Below are 23,060 nucleotides of genomic sequence, written 5' to 3'. Positions count from 1 at the left end.
GCGGCATGACCGATACCCCCGAAAAACCCCTGGTTCGTATCCTGCACCTCGAAGATTCCCGTGTGGACCACACGCTGGTGAAATTCGCGTTGCAGCGCAGCGGCATGCACCACGAACTGACGCTGGTGGATACGATGCCCGAGTTCCAGCGTGAGCTGGCTTCCGGCCAATACGATGTGGTGGTGGCCGATTACCACCTGCCCGGGTTTTCAGGACTGGACGCCTGGGAGCATGTCAAGGCATCGGGGACGGATATTCCGTTTGTGATCCTCTCAGGCGCCATCGGCGAGGCTGCCGCTGTGGAAGCCATGTACCGGGGCGTCAGCGACTACTTGCTCAAAGACAGCATGCCGCGTCTGTCGCATGTGATCGAGCGGGCGCTGGTGCTGGGCCAGACGCGCCGCGCCAAAACCAGATCCGATGCCAAACTGGCCGAGTCCCGCCAGCGTCTGGCCGAACTGGCCGAGCATTTGCAGACCAGCATCGAGCAGGAGCGTGCCGACATTGCGCGCGAGATTCACGACGATATCGGGGGCTCGCTCGCCGCGGTGAAGCTGGATCTGGCCTGGGTGTTGCGACGCGCCGAAGACGAGGCGATGCGCAAACACCTCGACAGCGCGATGGAGATGTTGCAACACGCGCTGGGCGCAAGCCAACGCATCATGATGAACCTGCGACCACCCATTCTGGACCAGGGTCTGGTGGCTGCCGTGGTCTGGCTGGCATCGGGTTTCGAGCGGCGCACAGGTGTCCGGACGCATGTGCGACGATCGTCAGAACAGCTGGAAGTCAGCCGCGAAGTGCAGCTGGTGGCCTACCGCAGCGCACAGGAAGCGCTCACCAATGTGTCCAAACACGCGCCACAGGCCACGGCTATCGAGATCGATCTGAGCGACCGTGAAGGTGTGTTGACGCTGGAGGTCTCCGACAACGGCCCCGGCATGGCGCCTGATGCGATGCTCAAGTCCCATTCATTTGGGCTGCTGGGCCTGCGAGAGCGTGCGGCCAAGGTGGGGGGCTGGCTGGATGTCAGCACCACGTCTGGCGGCACATCTATCATTCTTTCGGTGCCCTTGCGTCCGGGAGCGGACGATATTGCCCTTGCCACTGGAGAGCTTGCTGATGATCAAAGTGATTTTGTGTGATGACCACGCGATGGTGCGGCGGGGAATCCGCGACACCATTTCCGAAGCGGTGGATGTTCAGGTGGTGGGTGAGGCCGGTAGTTATCCCGAGCTGCGAGAGCAATTGCGAAACCATGCCTGTGATGTGCTGGTGCTCGATCTGAACATGCCGGGGCGGGGTGGTCTGGAGGTGCTGGCAGCTTTGAAGGAAGAAGGGTCGAGCGTCAAGACGCTGGTGGTGTCGATGTACCCGGAGGACCAGTACGCTATCCGTTGCCTGCGCGCCGGGGCGACCGGTTACCTGAACAAGGCGGGTGATCCCGCGGAACTGGTGACGGCGATCCGCACGGTGATGCAAGGTCGAAAGTATGTGACCGCTGAAGTCGCGCAGATGCTGGTCGACAACCTGAATGCCCCTGAGAGCGCAGAGCTGCATGCCAGTTTGTCCGAGCGCGAACTGCAGACCTTGCAGAAGATCGCATCGGGCCGCAAGCTCTCGGAAATTGCCGAGGAACTGATGCTCAGCCCCAAGACGGTGAGCGTGTACCGGGCACGGGTGCTGGAGAAGCTGCACCTGAGCAACAACGCCGAGCTCACGGTGTACGCGATTCGCAACAGCCTGGTGTGACCGTGGTTTCCCGGCGTTTCCTGCTGCTCGCCGCAGCCTGGCTGTTACCGGGTTGCAGCGCACCCGAGACGCCTTTGGCCAAGCTGGAATTGGCTGTGGTGTCGCTCCAGGAGGCACTGGAAGCCAGGAGCACGTCGGATGTGATGCGACAGCTCGATGAGCGGTTTCGTGCGCAGGACGAACTGGACGCCGACTGGGCTCGCAAGACCATGATGTTGATGTTTTTGCGCTATGCCCAGGTGCGCATCGTCGCGGTGTCGAGCCGCAGCCGTCTGGAAGACGGAGAAGGTGGCACGTTGGGCCTGACCGAGGCCCAGGTGCTGGTCACAGGGGCGCAGGGTCTGATCCCCGAGCGTCTGGCGCCTTACACGGTGACCTTGCGCTGGCGCCGTGAAGGCGATGACTGGAAGCTGCGCGATCTCCATTGGGATTGAAGTCCGGCACGGCCTGCCTGGGGGCCTCAGCCGGTGAACATTTCGGTGGCCAGCTTGAGCAAAGCAATCACCGGACCGTCCAGCATGGGCAGGGTCATGGCGATGCCGACCATGCCCGCGGTGAGGGTGAGGGGGAACCCGATAGCAAAGGCGTTCATCTGTGGCGCGATGCGGGAGATGAAGCCCAGCACGATGTTGATGAACAACAGTGTGCCGATCATGGGCAACGCGATCCACAGGCCGTAGCGGAACACCACGGCGCCCAGTTCGTGCAGCCGCATGCGGTTGATGGACTCCAGCGCAGCGCCTCCCACGGGGAACGTATCGAAACTGGCCACGACGGCTTGCAGCACCATCAGGTGGCCGTTGAGAACGACAAACAGCAACATGGTCGTGTTGCCGAAGAAGCGTCCGACTGCACTGGTCTGTGAGTTGGTCGACGGGTCGAAGAAGCCCGCATAGTTCAGGCCCATCTGCAAGCCGATCACTTCACCGGCCAGTTCAACGGAAGCGAAAACGATGCGCACCGCCAGGCCGATCGCGATGCCCACGACCACTTGCTGGAAGACCGTGGTCAGGGCTTGTGGATCGGTCAGGCTGACCACAACCTGATCCTGCAAGCCGGCTTGTGCGCAGATGGCGATCAGCATCGCCAATGCGACCCGCGTGCGAACGGGAACCGAGCGTGCGGAGAAGATCGGCGCGCTGGAGAACACGGCAAGAATGCGCAGGAAGGGCCAGAACACGGGCGACACCAGCGCCATGATGTCGGCTTCGGTGAAGGTCGGCATGTCAGCGCTGTGCCCCGTGTTTGTTGCCTTTGACGGGGCATGGCCGGATCAAAGTGCGTGCGTCCAGGCCACCGCCAACCCGGGTTTTGAGGTCGGCCAGCGTTGCCCCCGCGAGCGGGACAGGCGAAGCGCGGTGGGGAGGCTTCATCTAGATCGCGTAGTTCGGGATGGACAAGATCGTGTTGCGGATGAACTCGACCAGTGTGGTCATCATCCAGGGACCGGCGATGGCGAACACGGCAATGGCAGCGATGAGCTTGGGCACAAACGACAACGTGGCCTCGTGGATCTGTGTGATCGCCTGGAACAGGCTGACCAGCAGACCGACGCCCAGGACCGTGGCCAGCACAGGCGCGGCCACCATCAGGATCAGAAAGAGGGCGTTTTGCCCCATGGTGAGAGCGGCTTGCGGATCCATGGCTTGTCCTTTGTTCTGGCTTGTTCTTTTGGGCTCAGCGCGCGAACGATGCCGCCAGCGAACCCAGTAGCAGGTTCCAGCCATCGGCCAGCACAAACAGCATGAGCTTGAAGGGCAGGGCCACCAGCACCGGTGACAACATCATCATGCCCAGCGACATCAGGACGCTGGCCACCACCATGTCAATCACCAGAAAGGGGATGAAAATCATGAAGCCGATCTGAAAGGCGGTCTTCAGCTCGCTGGTCACGAAGGCCGGCACGATGACGCGAAAGGGCGCGTCCTCTGCGGTGACATCGGCGGGCAACTGGGCGAGTTTGGCGAACAACTCAAAGTCGGACTGCCGGGTTTGCTTGAGCATGAAGGCCCGCATGGGTGCCTGGCCGCGCTCCAGCGCTTGCTCGAAGCTGATGGCGTTGGCGGTGTAAGGACCGTAGGCATCCTGATACACCTTGTCCAGCGTGGGACCCATGACAAACAGCGTGAGGAACAGCGAAAGGCCGACGATCACCTGGTTGGGAGGGGCCGATTGCGTGCCCAGCGCCTGGCGCAGCAGCGACAGCACGATCACGATGCGGGTGAAGCCTGTCATCAAAAGCAGCATGGCTGGCAAAAAGGACAGTGCCGTGAAAAACAGCAAGGTCTGAATCGGCACTGAGTAGCTGTTGCCATTGGCGCCTTGGCCGATGACGAGTGGCAACGAGGCGCCGCCGGTGGGTGGTGTTTGCGCCCATGCGCTGGCCATGCCCAGCAAGGCCAGGCCGATCAGCAACAGCCCGACGATGCCCTGTTTGCGGTGGGAGTCAGCGTGTCGCATGGGAGCCTTGGGACGCGGTTTGCGTGAGTTGGGCCAGACGGGCCTTGAAGCCGGTCGCGCCGGGCTGTGGGTCAACAGCCGAGGCTGTGGGGGTGGTGTCGGGCAGCGGCATCTGGTGCAAGGCGGTGATGCCGCCAGGAGAGACACCCAGCACCAGACACACCCGGTCGGCGCCTTCGCCGACCTGAACGGTGACCACGCGTTGTTGCGGTCCCAGGCCCATTGAGCCCATCAGTTTCAGGCTGGGGCCCGCCTGCGTGGCCACACCGGGCAGGTGGCGGCGGTAGCGCTGGAGCAACCAGGCGATCAGCATCATCAAGGCCAGTAGCACCAGCGCAGGAGCAGCGTTTTGCAACATGGGGGCGTTCATCCGGTAGGGGGGCGGCGATCAGCCTCGGGAGACCCGGCGCATGCGCTCGGACGGTGTGACGATGTCGGTCAGGCGGATACCGAACTTTTCGTTCACCACGACCACCTCGCCCTGGGCGATGAGGTAGCCGTTGATGAGCACATCCATGGGTTCACCGGCCAGCGCGTCAAGTTCGACGATGGAGCCTTGGGCGAGCTGCAAGATGTATTTGATCGGGACCTTGGTGCGTCCGAGCTCCACGGTGAGTTGCACCGGGATGTCGAGCACCATCTGGATGTCGTTGGGCCCTCCACTGCTGCCGCTGCCGTTGTTGGCGCTCGGGTTGGCAGGCGCCGTCACCGAATCGAATTCGGGTGCGCTGTCATCGGATGAACCGTTGCTGGCGCTGGCCTGCTCGCCCAGGGCCTGGGCCCAGTCGTCGCTGACGCTGTCGGTGGATGGTGTGGTGGTGTCGGATGCGTCAGTTGACATGAGAGTCTCCCAGCCAGTTCATTTCGAGACCGCGAAGCTTGCGGTCAATGCGCAGGGCGTATTTGCCCTTGTGGGTGCCGTACTGGCATTCAAACAGGGGCACACCTTCGACTTTGGCTTCGAGGTTGGGTGCCCGTTCCAGTTCGAGGAAATCGCCGACCTGCATGGACAGCAGTTGTTCGATAGTGGCCTCGGTTTTGGCCAGTTCGGCCACCAGCGTCAGCTCGGCGGCCTGAATTTCATGGCTCAGCAGCTTGATCCAGCGGCGGTCGACTTCGATCGCATCGCCCTGGGCGCTGGAATACAGCACGTCCCGAATGGGTTCCAGCGTGGCGTACGGAATGCAGATGTGCAGGGAACCCGATATCTCTCCGATCTCCAGCGTGAAGCTGGTGGAGACCACGATTTCGCTGGGTGTGGCGATGGCCGCAAACTGCGGTTGCATCTCCGAACGCTGGTAAACCAGCTCCAGGGGGTACACACCGCGCCAGGCCTTTTTGTATTCTTCGACCACCACATCGACCAGGCGGTTGATCACGCGCTGCTCGGTTGGTGAAAAGTCGCGGCCCTCGATGCGGGTGCGGAACTTGCCATTGCCGCCGTACAGGCTGTCGATCACGCCGAACAGAAGGGTGGGTTCGCACACCACCACGCAGTTGCCACGCAAGGGCCGAACGGCCATGATGTTGATGTTGGTCGGAACCACCATGTCGCGCAGGAAGGCACTGTATTTCTGAACCTGCACCGCGCCCACGGCAATCTCGGGGCTGCGGCGGATGAGGTTGAAAAGACCCAGGCGCAAATTGCGTGAAAAGCGTTCGTTGACGATTTCCATGGTGGGCATGCGCCCACGCACGATGCGCTCCTGGCTGGAGAGGTTGTAGTCCCGAACACCGCCCTTGGGCGTTTCTTCCTTCTCCAGCTTTTGGCTTTCTCCAGTGACACCCTCTAGAAGGGCATCAATTTCTTCCTGTGACAGCGCGGAATCAGACATGGTGGTTGTCCTGTCGGCTTATTGCACGATGAAACTGGAGAACAGCACGCCCTGCACGGGATTGGGCGGTGCGCGGCGGCGCTTCTTCTTCTTGGACGTGTCTTCGATTTCGTGATCGTCGAGCTCATAGCCCATGGTGGTTGAGACCTCTTCGATGATGTCCAGGCTCAGCTTTTCCTTGCCTTCTGGCTTGAGGATCACTTCGGCTGTGCGTTGCGAGACCAGCATCAGAATGCCGTTGCGGATGCTGGGCATGTAGGGCTTGATCGCCTCGCTGGTGGCGGCGTCTTGCACCTGCAAGGTGATGGCCAGCTGGACAAAGCGGTTGCCGCCGGGATCGGCCAGGTTGACCACCATGCTGTCCAGCGGCAGAAAGGTCGGCGGTGTTCCGGGCTTGGGGGCTGCGTGTTCTACAGAGGCCTCCTCCTCGGTGCCATCGCCGTGGTCGGTGGTGTTTTTCTTCAGGATGAAGAATGCTCCGCCCGCGCCGGCAAGGGCGAGAATCACCACACCCATGAGGATGAAGAGCAGTTTTTTGCTCTTGGGCTTGGCTTCGGACGTGGCGTCGGGGGCGGCAGCAGCGGCAGACATGAAAATTCTCCAGACAGGCGCCCTTTTCAGGGCAGCACACTCGCGGGGAATGCGGTGTGGTTTGGAAGAATTATTGAGCCCCGGGGTGCCCGTCTTAACGCAGAAAAGAGCTGGAAAAGCCGCGCTTTCTGTCAGGATGCCCCGTGTACAGGTCTGGCCGGTCTTGCGGTTTTCCGGGTGTGTGACCGGGGCGCCGCGCCGGCGCTACAGCATCCACCCTGGCAAACCTCGAGCAAGAGGCGTGATCAAAGGCAGGTCAGACAAAGAGATCCAGTGGGCGGCTCCCATCGCTGCGACGCGCGGGGGCCTGTGGGCCGGGGGCGCCAGCCCCGGCGCGGTCCAGACCCGATGCACCCGTTCGTCCGACGGCGGACGCGCCCGCCGATCGGGGCCCCGCTTGCCCTTGCCCTTGCCGTTCCTGGCCTTGGTTCTGTGCTCCAACCGAGACTTGCCCCAGTTGAATGCCGCCGCGCTGGAGCAGATCAGCCAGCGCGCCGCTGGCGTTTTGCTGCAGGCTGGCCCGGGCCTCAGAATTGTCTGTGCGGAAATCCACGTTGAGCTGTTCGCCTCGCAGTGCGAGCTGGATATCGATCGCTTCTTCGGTGCCTTCTCCGATGCGCAGGCTGGCATGCCGCAACTGGTGGGGGCTCATGGCAGTCTCCTCCGGAAGGGGCTCTTCAGCCGGGGTCTCGGGTGTCAGCGTGAATTCGCCATCGTTTGCGCCGCTCTCCGAGCGCTCGGTGGTCAGTGCCTCTGCGAAAGCGGCGCTGCCGGGTGGCGGCTGGTCAGAGCCCCCTTGTGACGTGGCTTGGCCGTGGGTACCGAGTCCGGCCAAGGGTGACGAACCTTCCCCCAGATTGCTGGCGCTGAAGCGTTCGTCCAGATTCAGGGTGCTGCGCGATGCGGGCAAAGCCGTGTCAACGGCCACACGAACCTGGGCTGCCTGGCCCAGTTGAATCTGGGTCGTGGTGGTCGGCGCGGCTGAAAGAGTGGCGCTGGTTGCGCTGGCGGCATTGTGGGCAAGTGCCGTTGTGCTGCGCCAGTTTGCCGGACGAGAGGCGAAGGCCGAGGCATCGGCTCGGGCGCTGTTGCCTGCGGTTGTGCGGTGGCTGTCTGAGCCCTGAGTGGCGGCGGTCAGTGAAGCCTTCAGCTCCGCACCGGCTTCCTCGGGTTGGTCCAGCAAGGTCATGCCCTGGAGGTCTATCCCCTCTGGCCCTGCGCCCGAGGTCTTCAGGGCACTGTCAGCTGCGGTGCCTAAAGCGGTCGACGGATTGCCGAGTCCGGCGCTGGCGTCCAGGGTACGTTTGTCCGCACCGCCAAGGGGTTCGCCGTTGCGAGGCAGGTCGGCTTGCAACACGGGGGCACCGGGCCAGCCCAAGAGAGCCGCCAGGGGGTTGCTGCTGAGGTCGGCTGTTTCGCCGCTTCCGGCGTCATCGTCGGGATTCGCCGCACCCAGGGCTGTGGCCTCGGTGCCGTCGGCATTGAGCCTGGCATCTCGGGTGGCGCTCAGCAAGCCGAGCAGGCTGGCGAACATGTCGGTCGGTGTCTGGGCAGCTTTGTCAGCCCGTGACGCATTGCTGGATGGGCTCTTGGTTGCACTGGCCTGGTTGCTGCCCGACGCGCGGTTGGCCCCGGCGGAGGCGGTTGTGTTGCTCATGTGCGCAGTCCTTGCTGCGCGCGCATCAGGCTCTGGCGCATGTGGATGGTCAACGCCATTTCGTCCGTGCTTTTCTGTTCCTGTCGCATGGCCTTGAGATCCAGGGCCTCTTGCTTGCGTTCGGTGTATTTTTTGAGACCGGCCACATCGCGTTCGGCCGCGTAGACATGGCTTCGGTTTCGCTCAACCAGCGCTTCGCGTTGGTTGAGAACGCCGCGCTGGAATTCGATGGCGTGTTCCACCTTCTGCATGAAATGCCGGTGGTGGTGCAACAAGGCGGCGTCCACGCCTGTGCCACTGCGTAACACCCAGCGATCTTCTGCCTCTTTTCCATAGGCCTTGAGTTGATCCATTTGCTCCTTGGCCATCAACCATTCCCGCTGGACCTGGGCCAGGGCGGTCAAGGCCTCGTCGCGCCGCTTTTCCGCGATTTCGACCACTTTTTGCAGTGTCTTGATGTTGCTCATGCCCGGCTTTCGTTATGGGGTTGTGTTGGGGGGATGCGTTTATTGCTGAGAGCCCCGGCCAGGCTTGTCTTCCTGCAGGGCTTTGGCCATCAGTTTCAGGCTGCTGTCCAGGGTCGCTGCTTCGTTCATGTCCTGCAGCAGGAAGCGTTGCAAAGCCGGGTACAACACGATAGAGCGGTCGGTCTCAGGATCGCTACCTGCGGCATAGGCCCCGAGCTGGATCAGGTCGCGGCTCTTCATGTAGCGGGAATAGTTCGCGCGGAACTTGCGGGCCAGATCCAGGTGGTGCGGCGACGCCACGTTGTGCATGACGCGGGAAGCCGATGCCTCCACATCAATGGCTGGGTAATGGCCCGACTCGGCCAGTGCACGCGAGAGCACGATGTGGCCGTCCAGGATGGCTCGCGCTGCGTCAGCGATCGGGTCTTGCTGGTCGTCACCTTCCGAGAGCACGGTGTAGAACGCCGTGATTGAACCCACGCCGTTCAAGCCGTTGCCGCTGCGCTCGACCAGCTGAGGCAGCTTTGCAAAACAGCTGGGCGGATAACCTTTGGTAGCCGGGGGCTCGCCAATGGCCAGGGCAATTTCGCGCTGCGCCATGGCGTAGCGGGTGAGCGAGTCCATGAGCAGCAAAACATGCAGACCCTCGTCGCGGAACTTCTCGGCAATGGCGGTGGCGTAGCTGGCCCCCTGCATGCGGACCAGGGGCGGGGAATCGGCCGGCGCGGCCACCACCACCGAACGTTTGCGTCCATCGTCGCCGAGGATGTCTTCAATGAATTCCTTCACCTCACGGCCACGCTCACCGATCAGGCCGACCACGATCACATCGGCGCGGGTGTAGCGCGCCATCATGCCCAACAACACACTTTTGCCCACCCCGGATCCGGCAAAGAGGCCGATGCGCTGGCCGCGCCCCACGGTCAGCAGGGCGTTGATGGCCCGCACGCCGGTGTCCAGCGGTTCGCGCACCGGGTCGCGGTCCATGGCGTTGAGCGGTGAGCGGTCCAGCGGTTCGATGTCGACGTCGACGATGGGGCCCTTGTGGTCCATGGGGTGCCCGTGGGAGTCGACCACCCGGCCGAGCAAGCCTCTGCCCAATGGCAGGCGCAGGGCACCCCGATCGCCGGGCGAGGGCGGTTTGTTGACCTGCCCGAAACGGGGGATGGCGCGGTAGGGCGCCAGCGGGGTCACGATGGCGCCGCTGGACAGACCGTGGGTATCGCCTGCGGGCATGAGGTAGGCCCGGTCGTTGGAGAAGCCCACCACCTCCGCCAGCACAGGCGTTTTTCCGCCGTTGCTGATGAGGCACTGCGAGCCCACCGGTACCCGCAACCCCACGGCCTCCAGCACCAGACCCGCCAGACGGGTCAAGGTCCCGCTGACCTCGAGTGGGTTGTGGGCTTCGGCGCAGATCTGTGCATCGTCCAGAAATTGGCCCCAGGGACTGGTGTGTTCAGACATCATCGCTCTCGGTTTGCCAGCTGGCTTCCAGGCCCAGATTGCCCATGGCCCTGGACCAGCGCTTTTCGATGCTGGCATCCACCGTTGTACTCGGCGATTTCACGAGGCATCCCCCTGGCGAGATGGTGGGGTCGGCAATGAATTCGGGGGCGTTTTCACCCAGGGTCTCGAGCAAAGCCTCTTTCATCGCAGCGAGATCGTCCGGGTTCATGTGGACGGCGGCTGGCAAGCCGTCGTCGACCATCATTTCCAGGGCCTCGCCGATGACGGCGCGCAGGTGACGGGTGTTGGTCTTGAGCTCTTGCCGAATCACCTGGCGGGCCAGCTCGCAGGCAAGGTCCAGCATCTGCCGCGCGATGGCCTGCTCGCTGGACAACAGCTGATCAGTCATGGTGTGCAACAGTTCACCCATGCGCACGGCAGCCTCGTCCGTGGTCTTGCGAATCCCGGCTTCCATGGCTGCGTGGGTCTCTTGCGTCCCCGCCTCATGGCCGGTGGCATACCCTTCCCGGTAGGCCGCATCCAGAGCTTCCTGTACCGAACTGTTGTCCATGGGGTCGACTTCGGGGGCCGTGGCCTCAGATGGACTGTCTTCCTCGTCGTCCATGGAGGAAAACTGCCAGGCGGATACGCCGTCAATTTCCTCGCGAGGGACGAACCGTGAGTGGGCACTGGACCTAGACAAAGCTCTCATCCTCGCCTCCACCGATCATGATGCTGCCCTCGTCGGACAGGCGACGAACCACCTTGAGGATTTCCTTTTGGTGTGTCTCCACTTCCGACAGGCGGATGGGTCCACGAGACTCCAGGTCTTCGCGCAAGCCTTCGGCGGCGCGGGTGGACATGTTGGCCAGGATCAGCTCTCGCAGCTCGCTCGAAGCACCCTTGAGCGAGATCACCAGCGCATCGCCAGAAACTTCCTTGAGGATCATCTGCACCGATTTCCCGTCCAGCTTGAGCAGGTCTTCGAAGGTGAACATCTTGTCCATGATCTTCTGCGCCAGCTCGCCATCGAATTCACGAATGGTTTCGATCACCGAGGATTCAATCTGGGTGCCCATCATGTTGATGATCTCGGCCGCAGCCTTGACACCGCCCATGGAGGTCTTTCGCACCTTGTCGCCACCGGCCAGGATCTTGTAGAGCACTTCGTTGAGGTCTTTGAGGGCTGTGGGCTGGATGCCTTCCAGCGTGGCAATCCTCAGCATCACGTCATTGCGTGTGCGTTCTGTGAAGTTCTTGAGAATGGAAGCCGTCTGGTCAAACTCCAGGTGCACCAGGATCGCAGCGATGATCTGCGGATGCTCGTTGCGCAGCAACTCGGCCACAGAGATGGCATCCATCCACTTTAGGCTCTCGATCCCTGTGACGTCGCCGCCTTGCAAAATGCGGTCGATCAGCAACGAGGCCTTGTCATCGCCCAGAGCCCGTCTGAGCACCGCGCGCACATAGTTGTCGGTGTCGGAAACCAGCAGGCTCTCAGAAGAGGCCGCACTGGTGAATTTTTCCATCACCTGGCTCACCCGTTCGTTGGATACCGAGCGGGTCTTGGCGATGGTCTCGCCCAGCCGCTGAACTTCCTTGGGGCTGAGGTGTTTGAACACTTCAGCCGCTTCCTCTTCGCCCAGCGACATGAGAAAGATGGCGGCGTCGTGCAGTCCTTGGTCTTCCATGCTGTTGCTTCAGTGTGCGTAGTGGGGATGTGGCATCAGGTAGCGGCTTCGCCGTTCACCCAGCCCTTGACGATGTTGGCCACGGCGGCTGGATTGTCCAGCGCGAGGCGCTTGGCATCTGCCAGCCGGGTCTGATCTTTGGTGATTTGCACGTCCACTTCTGGCATGGGCAAACCAGGGCGGTCTGGCATTTCGTTGAGCACGGCATCAAATTGCGGTTTCACGGGCGTTTCAACAACGGGCGTGCGCATCATCTTCATTCCGGGGCGGACCATACCCATCAGCACCACCAACCCCATCAGCACCAGGCCGACGGGCCATGAAAGGCTGCGCGCGAGCTCCTGGTTGTCTGGCAGAAGCCACCAGGCGACGGGTTCCTCCGCGATGGGTTTGGAGACATTGAACACGGCGTTGACCACGTTGACGGAGTCGCCCCTGTCTTTGCTGAAGCCGATGGTTTCGCGCACCAGGGCGGTCATTTGCTCCAGTTGTTCGGGCGGGATGGCTGTTGACGTTTCCTTGCCACTCTTGTCGGTGGAGGTGCGGTGGTTCACCACCACAGCGGCGCTCAGGCGCTTGACGGTACCGCTTGCTTCGCGAACCACCTTGACCGTTTTGTCCACCTCGTAGTTGATGACCGATTCGCGGCGAGTCTTGGCAGACTGGTCGGCGTTGCCTGCGGCGCTCAGGGGCGCGGCGCCGCCGTTGATGGGGGCCGTCCCTGTCACCGGCGGCTGGTTGGTTGTGGCGCCGGGAACGCCTGCAGGCTGTGCAGCGGCGGCTGTGCCATCTTCGACTGTTTGCTGGCTGCGCACAGCGCTGGTCTCGGCGGACTGGTTGGGGCGGTGCTGCTCAGAGGTCAGTTCCACCAAGGAGAAATCGACATCGGCATTGACCTGCGCCTTGACATTGCCAACGCCCACCAGGGGTTCGATCATGTCGAGGATTCGCCGGGTGTACATCTGCTCCATTTGCTGCACGTACTTGAGCTTTTCGCTGTCGGCGCCCTGCGACTGGTCGTCTGAGGAGTTTGAGAGCAGGCTGCCCGCATCGTCGACGATGCTCACAGCCTTGGGATTCAATTCCGGCACGCTCGAAGCCACGAGATGGACGATGCCGGCGATCTGTGCCTTGTCCAGGACGCGTCCGGGGTAGAGCGTGAGCAGGACCGAAGCCGAGGGCTTTTGTTGCTCGCGAAAGAAGCCATTCTGGTTGGGCAGAGCGAGGTGGATGCGCGCTGACTGCACCGAAGAAATCGACTGGATGGAGCGGGTGAGCTCGCCCTCCAGGCCCCGTTGAAATGTCAGCCGTTCCTGGAATTGAGTCATGCCAAAACGGTTGGACTCCATGATTTCGAAGCCAGTGACCGAACCCTTGGGCAGACCGAGTGAGGCCAGGCGCAGGCGTGTGTCGTGAACCTTGTCAGAAGGCACCATGATGGCCTGGCCGCCTTCGGTGTACTTGTAAGGCACGTTCATCTGGGTGAGCTGCGCCACGATGGCGCCGCCATCTTTGTCGTTGATGTTCGCGTAAAGAACCCGCCAATCGGGCTCGCGACCCATGAAGAACAGGGCCATGACAATGCCCAGCAGGGCAATGACACCCATGGCCAGGCGCGTCTTCTGGGTGTTGTCCATGCGAGCGAAGCCCGCGCCGAGGGCGCTTTGCTTCGGGGGCTGGATATCCAGTTCAGCGACAGAAGTGCTCATGGGGCGAGGTGCTCAGGTAACGACATTGGTGGGGGTTCAACCCCTTGTGCAACCCATTATTCGATTCCCCCGTCTCAGGCATAGCCGGGAAAAGGGTGGACTTTGACCCTCTATTCCCACAGCGTGACCTTCGCTGCGTCCCTAGCATGGGGGCCTAGCTTTAGATCTGCAAGGAGCCCCCCATGGATGCAAGAATTTCGCCGTTGAGCAGCCAGGCATTGAGCCCGACGGCCGGGTTGCAGATGAAGCGACCCGCTTCCGCCAATGGCCCGGGCGGCGCCGGCGGTGTGGGGGGTGGTTTTGCCGACAACTTCAAGACCGCCCTGAAGGAAGTCAGCGCATCCCAGAACGAGGTGACCCGTTTGCAGACCGAAGTGCAGCTGGGCAACCCCAAGGTCAGCCTGGAAGAAACCATGCTGGCCATGCAAAAGGCCCAGATTGGTTTCCAGACCACGCTCAATGTGCGCAATCGCATGGTTCAGGCTTACACCGACATCATGAACATGAGCGTTTGACGCTCCCCCCTGCCGCGTTTCGGACGACTCTCTCGACGGGGCAAAGCTGACGGCCCGGCGAAGCCGGTTCCGCTGCGTTCTGGAATGGCCTCCCTTCGATGGCCAAGCCCGTCCCGTTTCGATCTTCATTCGTTCACCAGCATTTCTCCAGCGAGCGGGCTTTATCCCGGGTGCCGTGGAGTGGGCTTTGTCGGGTCACCAGCACCGCCCCCTTGAAGGGGTCGCACGCCGCAGGTGCGGCGCGGAGGTGGTTCAATGAATACTCGCGGTTTTGTCCATCATCAAGGCGAGGTCGCTGAGCCAGGGTTCGGCCAGGTTGCGGATCTCGGCATCGGTGCGCAGGATGCGTTGCATGATGCGCGTCTTTTCTTTGCGCTCTTCGGCGTCCAGCGCTTTGGACCTGGCCTTGCTTCGCAGCTGAGCGATCAGCAACGTGCAGGTCCCTTCCATGTGCACCACCTGGTCCCAGTTTTTCGTGCGGGCGGCGTCCAGCATCTTCTGGCTCGCGTTTTCAATGGCTTTGTAGTAGTCCAACAGTGTGTGCTCCATGGTCAGGCTCCAGGGCCCGTGGCGGGCAACGATGGGGTGGGTGCGGTCCCGCTGATCTGTTTCCATGCAGAGGCCACGGGCTCGATCAGCTGCGTCACCTCCTCAAGCGCGGCTTCGTCGTTGCGGAGGTTGGCGTAGGTCAGGCGTATCACGCTGTAGGCGTACAACCCCTGCAGGTTGGCAGCGATCTCGCCGCCCTGATCGAGGTTCAAGCCAGCCTTGAGCCCTTCTTCAAGGATGCGAACGGCTTTGCCGATGGCAACGCCTTTGGCATCGATCTCGCCACGTGCGAGGGCACCGCGCGCTGCGGCAATCGATTGCAGCAGTGCGTCGTACAGCAAACCCACCAGTTGGTGAGGATTGGCACCCTGCACGCTGGTCTCTGCGGCGATGCGGCGGTAGGCGTTGGCACGGGACTGTACGGAGGTAAACATGGTGTCGCTTCCTTGTGGCTGATACCTTTTTGTATCGGCATCAAAGGCGGGGACTGTAGCCATGGGCAGAGGGATTTCGGTGCCCGTGTTCATGGTTTCAACGGAATCAGGATCAGACGTGAAGCGGCTGCCTGAAGTGGTGTTCCAGGCGGTCACTGGGCTGTGTGCGGTTTCAAACATGGAGGCTCCTGCACTTGATGTTGTTGCGCGACATGACTGGGCAGGGTCAAGCGTTGTTCCACAACGTGATCTGCTGGGTGATGAAGCTGTTGAGGGCGCTCAGCTTGGCCACGTTGGCGTCCATGGCGTTGTACTGCGCCAGGTACCGCACTTCGGCACGGGCGGCCCTGTCGGTTACGCGTTCCTGATCGTCTGTGTTGCGGTCGATGGCGCTTTGCAAAGCGTCTGTGCGGTTGGTGATTCGCCCGCCGGTGTCAATCAGGGCAGAGGCGAATTCTTTGATCTTCAAACCAAACCCTTGTGTCGTTGAGCTGCCGGTGGCGATGGTGAACAACGACTTGAGTTCGTCCAGATTGCTTAGGGCACTCGAGAACTTGGTGGAGTCGGTTGCCAGACTGCCATCGGACTGGAGTTCGATGCCGACATCCGAGAGCCGGCTGTAGGCCGAACTGCCGGTCACCGAGCGCATCATGGCGCGCAAGGCATTTTGCAGGCCTGTGGCCGTGGAGTCGCCTTGCAATGTACCTGCCGTTTGAGTCGACGAGTCGTATTTGGTTGCGCTGGCCAGCGTGGCATTGAGCGTGTTGTATGCGCTCACAAAAGCTTGCACGTTGGCGCTGACCGTTTCCGTGTCTTTGGTGACGTTGATCTCTACGGGAGACGTGGTCACCTGTGAGAGCTGAATGCTGATGCCGGGCAAGGTGTCTTTCAGCAGGTTGCTCGCCGAAGAAATGGACACGTTGTTGATGGTGGCAAGGGCATTTTGTCCGGACTGGGTTTGCGTCAGGCCGGAGCCGCTCGCCAGGTCAAACCCCAACCGGGACAAACCGATGTTGTCGCCGTTGTTGCCGTCGTCGTCGGTCACCGAAATTTTGAAACCGTTCTCTGCGCCTGTTTCCTTTGAGCGCAACAACAGGCGCTCGCCCGAGGCATCTTTCAGTACCGTCGCCGATACGCCAGCGCCAGCATCGTTGATCTTGGCCGCGATCTCGGTGAGGCTGTCTTGGCCCGCTTCGATGGTGATGCTCACCGGGGTGGCCGAACCGGCTGTGAAACTGTTGCCGCTCCAGGCACCCAGCTCGATGGTCATGCTGCCTGTGCCCACGGCTGAGGCCGTGGGGACGGCGCTGGACGCGGCCGATTGAGCCTTGGCCAATTGGGACACTTCCATGGTCAAGGCCGTGGCTGCTGTGCCGGCCGAAACCGTGACACCGATCGCGGAGGTGTTGGATGAGGTGGCGCTGACCGCGTTCCATCCCGAGCTGGAGCCCAGCTTGGCCGCTGCGTCGCCGAGTGCCGACACCTGCGAGGCGATCGTGCCATAGGTTGAGAGCTTGGTCTGGGTGGTTCTGGCCGTGGACTGGAGCTGGGTCAGTGGCGCCCGCTCAAGGGCCACCAGTTGGCTGACGATGGACGAGACATCGATGCCGCTGCCGATGCCTGGGGACGAGATGGTTGCCATGGGAACTCCTGGTCGGTTGCTCCGCTCGCGTCTCCTGTAGCTGCAGCGTGAGGCTGGGAAACCCGAAGGCTTGTTTCCTGTTCCGGCGGGGAATGCAGGTGCCAGGAGACGGCGGTGTCGAAGTGTGAATGCGGATTCACAGACCACACGCGAATGGCATGTGCTCTGTGAATCCCCCTTGAGAGGGGATGCTGGGACCACGGAGGTGAATCGAACCTCCGTTTGTCGGGCTCCGGCCCTCGAAGTGGAGAGTCGGTCGCCCGAAGGGTGATCAACGCAGCAGGGACAAGACGCCTTGGGGGAGCTGGTTGGCCTGGGCGATCATGGCGGTACCGGCTTGCTGCAGAATCTGCCCTCGCGACAGGTTGGAAGTTTCTGTGGCGAAGTCGGCGTCCATGATGCGACCACGCGAAGCAGCCTGGTTCTCAGAGGCCACCTGCAGGTTGGCAATCACGGAGTCGAAGCGGTTTTGCACGGCACCATAGGTCGCCCGGGCCGAGGTGATCTCGTTGATGGCCGTGTCGAGGCTGTCCATCTGTGTCAAGGCTGTGGCGGCGGTGGAGATGTTTCCGGCTGTCACTGCCGCCACGCCGGTGCCGGTGGTCAGGTTGGTGGTGTTGACAGCGATCTTGTCAGTGGCCACGTTGTTGGCGCCCACCTGGAAGGACTGGGAGGCAGCGGTGGACAACAAGTCGGTGCCGTTGAACTTGGTGCCGGTGAGGACACGCGTCACCTCGGCGGACAGCTGCGTGTATTCGGCGTTGAGGTTGGTGCGGTCCGAGGTCGAGTTGGTCGCGTTGGCAGACTGCACAGCCAATTCACGCATGCGCTGCAGGTTGTCGCCCACCTTGCCCAACGCGCCTTCAGCGGTTTGAGCCAGCGAGATACCGTCGTTCGCGTTGCGGATGGCCACGTTCATGCCCTTGACCTGGGCGTTCATGCGTTCTGCGATGGCCAGGCCAGCGGAGTCGTCCTTGGCGCTGTTGACGCGCAGGCCCGAGGACAAGCGCTGCATGGAGGTGGCCAGCGCGCCGGACGATGCCGACAAGTTGCGCTGTGCGTTCAGGGACATTACGTTGGTGTTGATCGAGCTCATAACTAACTCCTAAAAAATGAAATAAAAGTAATCCGGCATTGCTGCCAATCTCAACGCCAGCATTGCTGCCAGCCGCCATGACCGGTTGCTGGTGGCGAGCCGGCTGGACCCTGGGGCCACTTTTGCCATCTCGCCGCTTCGCTTGCCGGACGACGAACCCTTTTTAGAAGTCCGTTGAGTTCAATTTCGGTGGTCCCGGCCTATTCTTTAGCGTTGACTTGTATCTGTTTGCTTGAAAAAGAGGGAAATGTGTGTCCCAGTTCTCGCCTTTGCTGCGCCCAGCCCGGCCAACTGCATGGTCGTGGGATCGAGCCTTCCAGCGGTGCGGTGCGGGCTACTTGTGAGTGGCGTGGCTCCCTTGGGTTTGAAGCTTGTGGGCACCCTCCATCCAATGCGCTTGGTCATGGCCCGGCACCGCGCCTCCCTGAAATGCGCTGTGAGCCGCGCCGAAGGGTGGCTGAGAAAACGCTGGGGTAGAGGGTTCAAAAGCCCTGGTTGATTGGGTTTCTCTGCATCCGGTTTCACCTGTATCGGCCTGCCACAGGCGATGTGAAGTTTGGCGACCGCTCGGCCGCAGCGTGTTCGGAGGTGCGAGCGTGGGCAGGGCGGGTTCAGGGCCGCTCAAGGTGAGTTCAAGGCCGGACCTGGACGTGATCTGCGTGAGATCTCGATGAGATCAATGGGAGGATCGGGCCGGTTGGCGCGGTGTTAGTTCTTTGGTTGTAGGAAAAAACCTGACAAGCACAGGTGTGACCCCTGACAAGTCAAACAGCCATTCGCCGATTCAAGAAATTTTTACGCTCGACACAATTACTCACATCAGGTCAACAGATGTAAGCAACCCGCCCACATCGAAGACCTGGGTCATTCACCCGAAGGAGAACCCCATGGACAGCGAACAACTCTTGGTCGAAATCCGCGAAGCCAACCTGACCTACCTCATGCTGGCGCAAAACATGATCCGCAAGGACCGCGCTGAAGCTCTGTTCCGTCTGGGTTTGAGCGAAGAAGCCGCTGATCTGCTGGGCATGTTGTCCACGGCCCAGCTGCTCAAAATCGCCTCGAGCAACATGTTGTTGTGCCGTTTTCGGGTGGACGACGAATTGGTCTGGAGCCTGCTGACCAACCACAACGTGAAGAAGGTCGACAACACCACCACCACGCAGCTGCACGCCAGCATCCTGATGGCCGGCCGTTACGCCGAGTCCATGGCAACGCACTGATTTCCAGCGCTGCCTTTTTTCGACGCCCTTAGGAGACAGACACCATGGCCACCAAAAGCATTCTCAACGAGTCACGCGATATTGAGCGCGCCATCTCCCTGATCAAGCTGGGTGCACGCTTGCAGGTGCTGGAGTATGAGACCAGTCTGTCGTATGAGCGTCTGTTGCGTCTGTACAAGGAAGTGGCTGGCAAATCGCCGTCCAAGGGTCAGCTGCCGTTCTCCACGGACTGGTTTCTCACCTGGCAGCCCAATATCCATGCTTCGTTGTTTCTGAACATCCATGAGTACCTGTCCAAAACCAGCGAACTCGAAGAGATCGACACGGTGATCAAGGCTTTCCGCCTCTACGCCGATCAGATGACGGCCAGCCAGATCGATCCGCTTCTTTCTGTCACGCGGGCCTGGCGTCTGGTGAAGTTTGTCGACAACGGCATGCTGACCCTGACCAAATGCGCTTGCTGCGGTGGAAGCTTTGTCACGGAGCCCTATGAGAATGCGCGCAACTTCACCTGTGGCCTGTGCGCGCCGCCTGCCCGCGCAGGCAAGGGCAGTGGATCGGGTTTGCGTCTGCATTGACCGCAGACGTTGGCCCGGTCTAAAACCGGCAAAGCGAAAAAAGGGCCCTCTACAGGGCCCTTTTTGCGTGCATGCCCTGTTGCATTCACACCTAGAGTTGACCGATAGAAAAAGCACCTGCCCGTTCATGCCGGCAGTGACGGGATCGCTTCAGTTTTCGAGGTCAACAACATGTTTCTCATCATCGGGTTTCTCTTTTCGATGGTCTGCATCTTCGGGGTGTACATCTTTCACGGCGGCAACATCTCCGTGATCTTGAAGGCTTTGCCGTTCGAGACGATCACCATTCTGGGGGCGGCCATGGGCGCCTTCTTGATGAACAACCAGATGAAAGTGATCAAATCCACGCTGGCTGGGGTGGGGGCTGCCTTTAAGGGCTCCAAGTACACCAAGGCACGCTACATGGAATTGCTCTCGTTGCAGTTCGAGATTCTTCAGAAGGCGCGCAAAGAAGGCCTGATGGCGATCGAGCAAGACGTGGAGAACCCCGAACAGTCACCTGTCTTCAAGAAATACCCCACCATTGCCGGCGACCACCATGTGGTCGAGTTCATCACCGACTACCTGCGCATGATGGTTTCAGGCAACCTCAATGCCCATGAGATCGAGTCGCTGATGGACGCCGAAATTGATACACACCACCAGGAAGCCCATGCGCCGGTGGCTGCGATTGGCCGCCTGGCGGGTGGCTTGCCCGCATTCGGCATCATTGCCGCCGTGCTGGGCGTGGTCAACACCATGGGCTCGGTGGGCCAGCCGCCGGCCATTCTGGGTGGAATGATCGGTTCGGCTCTGGTCGGCACGTTTCTGGGCATTCTGTTGGCTTACGGCGTGGTGGAGCCCCTGGGCGGCCTCATGGAACAGAAGATGGAAGAGGCCGGCAAGGAATTCCAGTGCGTGAAAACCACGTTGCTGGCCAGCATGCAGGGATATGCCCCGTCGACCGCCATCGAATTCGGCCGCAAAGTGTTGTATTCGACCGAGCGCCCGACGTTCTCCGAGCTGGAGAGTCACGTCAAGGGGCAGAAATGAGGGATCACCCCCCCGCGCCGCTTCGCGTCACCCCCCCTCTGCTTCGCGAGGGGGAGCGCACCCTGTGGCCCGGCAAAGCCGGTTCCACGGGTGCGCTGGGCCAATGTATCTCGCGCCGAGTGGGCTCTGTCTTTTCGAGTGGATATCCCGTGCCTGCCCGGAGATCTGTTTCGCTGGCCCAGGGCACCGCGGAACTGGCTTCGCCAGGCTGCAAGTGCCGCCCCCTTGAGGGGGTGAGGCCGCAGGCGGCGCAGGGGGGGGCTCACCGTGGCTGATGGGAAAAAACTACAGCCCATCATCGTCAAGCGCGTCAAGAAGGGCGGGCATGTGGCGCATGGCGGCGCCTGGAAGATCGCATACGCCGACTTCGTGACGGCCATGATGGCGTTCTTCTTGTTGATGTGGCTGCTGGGCTCCACCTCAAAGGGGGATCTCAACGGCATCGCCAGCTATTTCACGGCACCGGTCAAAATTTCGTTGCTGGGTGGTGACGGCACAGGCAACAGCGAGAGCATCTTGCCTGGCGGCGGGCGTGACCTGAGCAGATCGGCTGGCCAGGTCGACGGCGGCGATGCAGAGCGGGCGGCCAAGCTCATTGGCGCACAAATGGCGCGCGCCGAACTGGCCCGCCAGGATGCTCAACGCATCGACGCGCTGGAACAAAAAATCTCCGACATGATCGCCAGCAACCCTGCGCTGGCCGAATTCGGCGACCAGATCAAGCTCGAGCAAACGCCTGAAGGCCTGCAGATTCAGCTCGTTGACGCACAGAATCGCCCCATGTTTGATACGGGCAGTGCCATTGTGAAGCCCTATATGCGCGATATCTTGCGCGAGATCGGTGGCGCGCTGGTGGATGTCGAAAACCGGATTTCACTGGCCGGCCACACCGATGCCATGCCGTACGGCAGTGGCGACCGGGGCTACAGCAACTGGGAACTGTCGGCAGACCGAGCGAATGCTTCGCGGCGCGAACTGGTGGTGGGTGGCTTGCCCGACAGCAAGATGTTGCGGGTCGAGGGCCTGGCCTCCAGCCGTCCGATGACGCCTGAAGACCCCAGCGCGCCAACCAATCGGCGCATCAGCATCCTGATCCTGACCAAAGAAGCTGAACGCCGGGTGTTGTCGGGTGGCGCACCCGATCCAGCGCTGGACGGAAGTGAAATGCCGGCAAGCGAAGCGTCGCAAAGCGAGAGCGGCGGTGCCGAACCCGTGGACACACCACCGACAGAGGGAAAGATAGCGCTTCCCAGACTACAGATTGCCCCAGAAGTGACGAAACACTAGACAAGGCAGGTGGATCACACTGCCCGCCCGATTTTTTTGACCATTCCTTCGTGGAGCCCTCCATGAGCCAACCGATGAAATTCCTGATCGTTGACGACTTCTCCACCATGCGACGCATCGTGCGCAACCTGCTCAAGGAAATCGGCCACGCCGATGCCGACGAGGCCGAGGATGGCGCGATTGCACTCAACAAGCTGCGCAACGGCAAATTCGATTTCGTGGTGTCGGACATCAACATGCCCAACATGAACGGCTTCCAGCTGTTGGCCGAGATCAAAAAAGACGAAAAACTCAAGCACCTGCCGGTGCTCATGGTGACCGCCGAAGCCCGCAAGGAGGACATTGTGCTCGCGGCACAAAGCGGAGCGGCTGGCTACATCGTCAAGCCTTTCACGAAGGCCACCTTGGAAGACAAGATGGCCAATATCTTCAAAAAACTGGGTCTTTGACCCGTTGAGAGATCTCACCGTGGATACAGAAATCAACAACGCAGCCGGCAACCCAGAGATGTACCAACGCCTGGGTGGCATCACGCGGCAACTGCACAATGCGCTGCAGGAGCTGGGGCACGCAGACAAGCTGCAGGGCACGATGGGTCAGCTGCCTGATGCCAAGAGCCGACTGAATTACATTGCGCGTCTGACCGGCGAGGCTGCCGAAAAGGTGCTGAACCATGTCGATGCGGCCAAGGCCGAACAAGCGCTGGTGATGGACCGGGCAGGCCTGCTCAGCCAGACCATCAAAGGCGTTCCCGGCCTGGCTGCGGCCATGCCCGAGCTCACCGAGTGGGCGCAGGAGGTGGCCGACAACAGCCGCAAGTCCGATGAGCGTCTCACGGAGATCATGATGGCGCAAGACTTCCACGACCTCACCGGCCAGGTGATCGCGCGTGTGGTCCAGTTGGCGGCCACCATCGAAGAGCAGTTGATGGAGCTGTTGCTGCAATCGGCGCCCAGCGTGCAGAGCGTGCCCGATCTGGCGCCTGGCCTGCAAGGGCCGGTGGTCGAAAGCGAGGGCCGCACCGATGTGGTCAATGACCAGGCCGCTGTGGATGATTTGCTGGCCAGCTTGGGCTTCTGAGGGATCTTCCTGTGGT

28 protein-coding genes are annotated in these 23,060 nt (G+C 61.4%); 10 read left to right on the top strand and 18 right to left on the bottom strand.

Annotated features, from left to right (window positions below; all coding sequences use genetic code 11):
- The first annotated feature begins 5 nt into the window (after positions 1–5).
- Genes E5678_RS12880 through E5678_RS12870 form a run of 3 tightly spaced genes read left to right on the top strand, consistent with a single transcriptional unit; the run spans position 6 to position 2,186 of the window.
- Positions 6–1,145: a response regulator gene (locus tag E5678_RS12880; protein WP_136178894.1), complete on the top strand. Its 1,140-nt coding sequence runs from the start codon at positions 6–8 to the stop codon at positions 1,143–1,145.
- Positions 1,123–1,752 carry a response regulator transcription factor gene (locus tag E5678_RS12875; protein ID WP_136178893.1) on the top strand — a complete coding sequence of 210 codons (630 nt, stop codon included), beginning with the start codon at positions 1,123–1,125 and terminating at the stop codon, positions 1,750–1,752. The genes E5678_RS12880 and E5678_RS12875 overlap by 23 nt, the downstream gene beginning before the upstream one ends.
- Complete coding sequence (locus E5678_RS12870) at positions 1,749–2,186, top strand: hypothetical protein (RefSeq protein WP_136178892.1); 438 nt, start codon at positions 1,749–1,751, stop codon at positions 2,184–2,186. Before E5678_RS12875 ends, E5678_RS12870 begins: the two co-directional genes overlap by 4 nt.
- A 26-nt stretch (positions 2,187–2,212) precedes the next feature.
- On the opposite strand, the gene fliR is transcribed toward E5678_RS12870, so the two are convergent.
- From fliR to fliF, 14 genes are all read right to left on the bottom strand, one after another.
- Complete coding sequence (gene fliR / locus E5678_RS12865) at positions 2,213–2,977, bottom strand: flagellar biosynthetic protein FliR (protein WP_136178891.1); 765 nt, start codon at positions 2,975–2,977, stop codon at positions 2,213–2,215.
- Between the two features lies 1 nt (position 2,978).
- Complete coding sequence (locus E5678_RS22315) at positions 2,979–3,125, bottom strand: hypothetical protein (RefSeq protein WP_168708557.1); 147 nt, start codon at positions 3,123–3,125, stop codon at positions 2,979–2,981.
- Positions 3,126–3,395: a flagellar biosynthesis protein FliQ gene (gene fliQ / locus E5678_RS12860; RefSeq protein WP_136178890.1), complete on the bottom strand. Its 270-nt coding sequence runs from the start codon at positions 3,393–3,395 to the stop codon at positions 3,126–3,128.
- A 34-nt stretch (positions 3,396–3,429) separates the two neighbouring features.
- Complete coding sequence (fliP, locus tag E5678_RS12855) at positions 3,430–4,140, bottom strand: flagellar type III secretion system pore protein FliP (protein ID WP_210732063.1); 711 nt, start codon at positions 4,138–4,140, stop codon at positions 3,430–3,432.
- 58 nt (positions 4,141–4,198) lie between these two features.
- Entirely contained in the window at positions 4,199–4,570 is a 372-nt protein-coding gene (locus E5678_RS12850) for a flagellar biosynthetic protein FliO (protein ID WP_168708556.1), read from the bottom strand.
- Positions 4,571–4,600: 30 nt separating this feature from the next.
- The gene (gene fliN / locus E5678_RS12845; protein ID WP_136178887.1) at positions 4,601–5,053 is read right to left on the bottom strand and encodes a flagellar motor switch protein FliN; all 453 of its coding nucleotides are present in this window, start codon (positions 5,051–5,053) and stop codon (positions 4,601–4,603) included.
- Positions 5,043–6,047 carry a flagellar motor switch protein FliM gene (gene fliM, locus E5678_RS12840; protein ID WP_136178886.1) on the bottom strand — a complete coding sequence of 335 codons (1,005 nt, stop codon included), beginning with the start codon at positions 6,045–6,047 and terminating at the stop codon, positions 5,043–5,045. Before fliM ends, fliN begins: the two co-directional genes overlap by 11 nt.
- A gap of 18 nt (positions 6,048–6,065) precedes the next feature.
- Positions 6,066–6,638 carry a flagellar basal body-associated FliL family protein gene (locus E5678_RS12835; RefSeq protein ID WP_136178885.1) on the bottom strand — a complete coding sequence of 191 codons (573 nt, stop codon included), beginning with the start codon at positions 6,636–6,638 and terminating at the stop codon, positions 6,066–6,068.
- Positions 6,639–6,894: 256 nt separating this feature from the next.
- On the bottom strand, positions 6,895–8,295 hold the full coding sequence (locus tag E5678_RS12830; protein ID WP_136178884.1) for a flagellar hook-length control protein FliK: 1,401 nt from the start codon (positions 8,293–8,295) through the stop codon (positions 6,895–6,897).
- Complete coding sequence (gene fliJ, locus E5678_RS12825) at positions 8,292–8,762, bottom strand: flagellar export protein FliJ (RefSeq protein ID WP_136178883.1); 471 nt, start codon at positions 8,760–8,762, stop codon at positions 8,292–8,294. The genes E5678_RS12830 and fliJ overlap by 4 nt, the downstream gene beginning before the upstream one ends.
- 39 nt (positions 8,763–8,801) lie before the next feature.
- Entirely contained in the window at positions 8,802–10,229 is a 1,428-nt protein-coding gene (gene fliI, locus E5678_RS12820) for a flagellar protein export ATPase FliI (RefSeq protein WP_136178882.1), read from the bottom strand.
- A complete protein-coding gene (locus E5678_RS12815; protein WP_168708554.1) occupies positions 10,219–10,833 on the bottom strand; it encodes a FliH/SctL family protein in 615 nt (204 codons plus the stop codon). Before E5678_RS12815 ends, fliI begins: the two co-directional genes overlap by 11 nt.
- A 70-nt stretch (positions 10,834–10,903) precedes the next feature.
- Positions 10,904–11,899: a flagellar motor switch protein FliG gene (fliG, locus tag E5678_RS12810; protein WP_136178880.1), complete on the bottom strand. Its 996-nt coding sequence runs from the start codon at positions 11,897–11,899 to the stop codon at positions 10,904–10,906.
- A gap of 35 nt (positions 11,900–11,934) precedes the next feature.
- Positions 11,935–13,608, bottom strand: a complete 1,674-nt coding sequence (fliF, locus tag E5678_RS12805; protein WP_136178879.1) for a flagellar basal-body MS-ring/collar protein FliF — start codon at positions 13,606–13,608, stop codon at positions 11,935–11,937.
- A 242-nt stretch (positions 13,609–13,850) separates the two neighbouring features.
- Here fliF and fliE point away from each other — a divergent pair, with 242 nt between their 5' ends.
- Positions 13,851–14,123 carry a flagellar hook-basal body complex protein FliE gene (fliE, locus tag E5678_RS12800; protein ID WP_247597033.1) on the top strand — a complete coding sequence of 91 codons (273 nt, stop codon included), beginning with the start codon at positions 13,851–13,853 and terminating at the stop codon, positions 14,121–14,123.
- A gap of 252 nt (positions 14,124–14,375) precedes the next feature.
- Here the strand turns inward: fliE and E5678_RS12795 are convergent, their stop codons facing one another.
- The 4 genes from E5678_RS12795 to E5678_RS12780 form a co-directional block, all read right to left on the bottom strand.
- Entirely contained in the window at positions 14,376–14,672 is a 297-nt protein-coding gene (locus E5678_RS12795; protein WP_136178877.1) for a flagellar protein FliT, read from the bottom strand.
- 2 nt (positions 14,673–14,674) lie between these two features.
- Positions 14,675–15,106 carry a flagellar export chaperone FliS gene (fliS, locus tag E5678_RS12790; RefSeq protein WP_136178876.1) on the bottom strand — a complete coding sequence of 144 codons (432 nt, stop codon included), beginning with the start codon at positions 15,104–15,106 and terminating at the stop codon, positions 14,675–14,677.
- 226 nt (positions 15,107–15,332) lie between these two features.
- On the bottom strand, positions 15,333–16,748 hold the full coding sequence (gene fliD / locus E5678_RS12785) for a flagellar filament capping protein FliD (protein ID WP_136178875.1): 1,416 nt from the start codon (positions 16,746–16,748) through the stop codon (positions 15,333–15,335).
- Positions 16,749–17,019: 271 nt separating this feature from the next.
- Entirely contained in the window at positions 17,020–17,820 is an 801-nt protein-coding gene (locus E5678_RS12780) for a flagellin (RefSeq protein ID WP_281728074.1), read from the bottom strand.
- A 911-nt stretch (positions 17,821–18,731) separates the two neighbouring features.
- On the opposite strand from E5678_RS12780, the gene flhD reads away from it, so the two are divergent.
- From flhD to E5678_RS12750, 6 genes are all read left to right on the top strand, one after another.
- Positions 18,732–19,067 (top strand): flagellar transcriptional regulator FlhD, encoded by a 336-nt coding sequence (gene flhD / locus E5678_RS12775; protein WP_136178873.1) that lies wholly within the window; start codon positions 18,732–18,734, stop codon positions 19,065–19,067.
- Positions 19,068–19,111: 44 nt separating this feature from the next.
- Positions 19,112–19,645, top strand: a complete 534-nt coding sequence (gene flhC, locus E5678_RS12770) for a flagellar transcriptional regulator FlhC (protein WP_136178872.1) — start codon at positions 19,112–19,114, stop codon at positions 19,643–19,645.
- 171 nt (positions 19,646–19,816) lie between these two features.
- A complete protein-coding gene (gene motA, locus E5678_RS12765) occupies positions 19,817–20,677 on the top strand; it encodes a flagellar motor stator protein MotA (protein WP_136178871.1) in 861 nt (286 codons plus the stop codon).
- Between the two features lie 267 nt (positions 20,678–20,944).
- Positions 20,945–21,964, top strand: coding sequence for a flagellar motor protein MotB (gene motB / locus E5678_RS12760; RefSeq protein WP_136178870.1), 1,020 nt, complete (start codon positions 20,945–20,947; stop codon positions 21,962–21,964).
- A 62-nt stretch (positions 21,965–22,026) separates the two neighbouring features.
- Complete coding sequence (gene cheY / locus E5678_RS12755; RefSeq protein WP_136178869.1) at positions 22,027–22,413, top strand: chemotaxis response regulator CheY; 387 nt, start codon at positions 22,027–22,029, stop codon at positions 22,411–22,413.
- Positions 22,414–22,471: 58 nt separating this feature from the next.
- Positions 22,472–23,044: a protein phosphatase CheZ gene (locus E5678_RS12750; RefSeq protein WP_136180769.1), complete on the top strand. Its 573-nt coding sequence runs from the start codon at positions 22,472–22,474 to the stop codon at positions 23,042–23,044.
- Positions 23,045–23,060: the final 16 nt, after the last annotated feature.

The organism is Hydrogenophaga sp. PAMC20947 (assembly GCF_004795855.1).
In the GTDB taxonomy this organism is placed as follows: Bacteria; Pseudomonadota; Gammaproteobacteria; order Burkholderiales; family Burkholderiaceae_C; genus Hydrogenophaga.
The sequence above is the reverse complement of the archived record's forward strand: the minus strand, read 5'-3'. Positions and strand labels throughout refer to the sequence as shown.